Genomic DNA, 4058 nt, shown 5'->3' on the forward strand with positions numbered 1-4058 from the left:
TTTTGAGGACACGCATGGACTATTTCCGACGCTTCACCTTTCTGTTCGCAGCGCCCGTTTTCGACAGCGACGATCTCGAAGGCGTGCGCTTCAACCAGATCATCGATGAGATCCAGCGCTCCGGTTTCGAGGTGGTGCGCGCCAGAAAACTGGAGGATGCCGAGATCGCGGTGCAGACCGACGCCGCGATCGGCTGCATGGTGGTCGACTGGGGCAAGAAGGGCCTGGAAGGCAAGACCGCCGCGCTGATCAACCTGATGCGCCGCCGCGGCCTCGATTTTCCCATCATCCTCCTGATCCGGCGCAAACGGTTTGAGGACCTGCCCGTCGAGGTGCTCGACTTCATCGACGGCTATGTCTTCCTGTCCGAGGAAACTCCGCCCTTCATCGCAAAGAACCTGATCAGCCGGCTGAAGCAATATGCCGAGACGCTGAAGACGCCGTTCTTCGGCGCGCTGGTCGACTATGCGGAAGAAGGCAACCAGCTCTGGACCTGCCCCGGCCATAATGGCGGGGTGTTCTACAGCCGCAGCCCGATCGGGCGGGTGTTCGTCGAGCATCTCGGCGAAGCGGTGTTTCGCGACGACCTCGACAATTCCGTGCTCGACCTCGGCGATCTCCTGACCCACGAAGGACCGGCGCTGAAGGCGCAGAAGGAAGCCGCCCAGATCTTTGGCGCCGAAAAGACCTATTTCGTGCTGAACGGCACCTCGACCTCGAACAAGGTCGTGCTCGGCGCATTGGTGGCCGATGGCGACCTCGTCCTGTTCGACCGCAACAACCACAAGGCCGCCCATCATGGCGCGCTGATGATGAGCGGCGGCATCCCGATTTATGTGCCCACCGTGCGCAACGCCTGGGGACTGATCGGCCCGATGCGCTGGGACATGCTGGAGGAGACGGGCTTGCGCGAACGCATTCGCACGCATCCGCTGGTCAAGGAGGGCGACGCCTGGCGCAAGGAGCGGCCGTTTCGCGTCGCCGTCGTCGAGCAATGCACCTATGACGGCACGATCCACAGCGCCGAGATGATCTTGCAGCGCATTGGCCACCTCTGCGACTACATCCTGTTCGACGAGGCGTGGGCCGGCTTCATGAAATTTCACGCGCTCTATGCCGGCCGCTTCGCAATGGGGCTCTCCAGCCTCGGCCCCGAAGCGCCGGGCATCATCGCGACGCAATCGACCCACAAGCAGCTCGCGAGTTTTTCGCAGGCCTCGCAGATCCACATCAAGGACCGCCACATCAGCGGGCAGAAACGGCGGATCGAGCATCGCCGCTTCAACGAAAGCTTCATGCAGCACGCCTCGACCTCGCCGTTCTATCCCCTGTTCGCCTCGCTCGATGTCGGGGCACAGATGATGAAGGGCCGCTCGGGCGAAGTGCTTTGGGACGACACCATCCGGCTCGGCATCGAGCTGCGCAAAAAGATCCGCGCGGTGCGGCGCGAGTTCGAGGAGAAAGAGACCCGCCTCGAGCGACGCTGGTTTTTTGAACCGTTCGTGCCCGACCGCGTCGAAATACGCGATGCGGCGCGCGAAGGCGCCGCCCACAATGTCGCCTGGGATGCGGTCTCGACCGACGAACTCGCCTCCAATGCGTCGCTCTGGCAGCTTTCTCCCGATGCGAACTGGCATGGCTATCCGGATCTTGCGCCCGGCCTTGCCATGATCGATCCGAACAAGCTGACGCTGCTGACGCCGGGTTTTGATCGTGCGACCGGCTGCTATGCCGAACACGGCATTCCGGCGCCGGTGGTCGCGCAATACTTACGCGAGAACCGCATCGTCGCGGAAAAGAACGACCTCAATTCTCTCCTGTTTCTGCTCACCCCCGGCGTCGAAGCGTCCAAGGCCGGCACCCTGATCAGCGGCCTGGTCGCCTTCAAGCGGCTGCACGACGACAACGCGCTTCTTGAAGAGGCCATCCCCGAATTCTACCGCCGCTATGCCGCGCGCTATGCCAAGGTGCGCCTACGCGATCTCTGCGCCGACATGCACAGCTTCTTCAGGGAAGCTGATGTCTCGGCGCTGCAGGCCAAGCAGTTCTTGCCCGCGCACCTGCCCGACATCGCGATGTCGCCGCGCGACGCGGCGCGCCAACTCGTTCGCAACGACGTCGACTATGTGCCGATCGACGCCGCGGCGGGGCGCATTGCCACCACGCCGTTCGTGGTCTATCCGCCTGGCATCGCCACCATCGTGCCGGGCGAGCGCTTGAGCGAACGGGCCAAGCCGATGCTGGATTACCTGAAAATGTTCGAGACCTGCTTCAACAATTTTCCAGGTTTCGAGGTCGAGATCCAGGGCGTTTATAAGCAGATCGACGAACTTGGACGCGTCAAGCTCTTTACCTATGTGGTGACCGAGTAGAGGATGGATAGCGCAATCACGCCGCAGCGAGACCAAGAGACGGTGGTGATCCGGCCCTCGCGCGACGCCGACGTCGATGCGATGCTGGCGATCTATCGCAGCCACATCCGGCGCGGCGTCGAGAACGGCGTCGACAGCGCCGGCATGGCCGAACCGGATGATCTGCGGCAACGGCGCAAGAATCTCTACAACCATCGCCTGCCGCATTTGGCCGCAACATTTCGCGGCGAGGTGATCGGCTACGCCTATGTGGTGCATTTCCGTAAGCGGCCGGCCTACCGCTACACGGCCAAGCACTCGATCTATGTCCATCACGAGCATCAGGGACGCGGCGTCGGCCGCTTGCTGCTGCAGGCGCTGATCGATGCCTGCGCCGCTGCGGGTTTTCGCCAGATGATCGGTTACATCGATGCCGACAACACCGCCTCGCTCGCCATCCACGAAAAGTTCGGCTTTGCCCGGGTCGGCCACCTGCCCGGTGTCGCCTTCCGCTACGGCCGCTGGGCCGACACGGTGATGGTGCAGCGCTCGCTCGGCCCTGGCGCGACCGAGCCGCCGCCGGCTGCGGGCGGGGTTGGACGCTAGTCATTCGCAGGGCGGATTGACCGAGCGTAGTCCGCCCTACGCACTCATCGATTTGGATCCTATCAGCGTCCTTGATGAGCTCGGCCGCCAGATCGCGGGAGCTAGCACAAACGGCACGCTCCCCAGGATAGGCAACAGGCCGCGCAACCGGCGCAACCGGCGCAACCCGCGCAGCCCGCGCAGCCGATGAACAAGCCGCCGAACCCAAACCCGCATCCACCGCAACCTCGGAAGCCAATGAACCCGCCGCAACGGCAGCCGCCGCAACCGCCGCCGCATCCTCGGAAGCCGCCGCAACCACCGCCGCAACCTCGGCAGCCGCACCCGCCGCAACCACATCCGCGGGCGAGCTGCACGCCGCTACCAAGGCTTTCCCTATCGAAGAGATGGAACGTGGCGAGACTGACGTCCGCCATTTCCTCTTCGCCAAGAACGAAGCGCTGATTGGGCGAGGTATTTTCAGATTGCGGGATACCGGCAGTGGGCATGGTGGATGCGGATGAACTACCCATCAGCGAAAGACCCAGTCCGGCGGCACCTAGCACCTTCACGGCTCTGGTTGCGCGCTTCCGCTTCGAAGCTTGCTTGACCCGTGGCATGGTCGCATCCTCCGTATCTGAGAGATTGCTTTCGATCCCTGCCTAGCCAGAACCATACGCTCCGTTAGGAAGTCACGCAACGCATTGTTGTGCGTTCAGTTCGTTCAACTTGATGAATGACACCGGTGTTGGTTTTTCGAAATGATGAGAGGACGGACTTCCCCCAAAGCTCGGGCGCTTAGGCGCGCCGAGGACGTGGATGGTGCGTCTGCTGTTTGACACGCCTGAATCCGAATCGTGCCACAACAACGGTGTGAGAAGCTTGCCGACGAAGCTGCGCGGTCAGCGGGAGACAGGTCCGGCAGGAGCAGGAGGCAGCGCGCGCGGCGCCACTGGTTGCGGCCTCGGCTGCGGAGGCCTCGGCTGTGGATTTGCAACCGTCTGCTGGGCCGCAGAGGCGAACGCCATTTTCTCCCTGATGTCCTCCTCCGTCGCCTGCAACAGCACGATGTTCTGCACCATCTGGTCCTGCTTGGCAGCGAGCTGCTCGACGCTCCGCCTG

Annotated in this window: 2 protein-coding genes and 1 pseudogene; 2 read left to right on the forward strand and 1 reads right to left on the reverse strand. The window is 63.0% G+C overall.

Going from position 1 to position 4058, the window contains the following annotated elements; all coding sequences use genetic code 11:
* The first annotated feature begins 14 nt into the window (after nucleotides 1–14).
* Nucleotides 15–2372: an Orn/Lys/Arg decarboxylase N-terminal domain-containing protein gene (locus JOZ76_RS30930; RefSeq protein WP_291705193.1), complete on the forward strand. Its 2358-nt coding sequence runs from the start codon at nucleotides 15–17 to the stop codon at nucleotides 2370–2372.
* A gap of 3 nt (nucleotides 2373–2375) precedes the next feature.
* Nucleotides 2376–2957, forward strand: coding sequence for a GNAT family N-acetyltransferase (locus JOZ76_RS30935; RefSeq protein ID WP_291705192.1), 582 nt, complete (start codon nucleotides 2376–2378; stop codon nucleotides 2955–2957).
* Between the two features lie 881 nt (nucleotides 2958–3838).
* Here the strand turns inward: JOZ76_RS30935 and JOZ76_RS30940 are convergent.
* Nucleotides 3839–4058 (reverse strand): annotated as a pseudogene (locus JOZ76_RS30940) (hypothetical protein); the annotation flags it as partial.

Source organism: Bradyrhizobium sp., assembly GCF_019244115.1.
In the GTDB taxonomy this organism is placed as follows: Bacteria; Pseudomonadota; Alphaproteobacteria; order Rhizobiales; family Xanthobacteraceae; genus Bradyrhizobium.

What these genes read in the sequence shown, in the direction of transcription:
- JOZ76_RS30930 (WP_291705193.1), top strand. Translation starts at nt 15, where the DNA reads ATGGACTATTTCCGACGCTTCACCTTTCTGTTCGCAGCGCCCGTTTTC.
- JOZ76_RS30935 (WP_291705192.1), top strand. Translation starts at nt 2,376, where the DNA reads ATGGATAGCGCAATCACGCCGCAGCGAGACCAAGAGACGGTGGTGATC.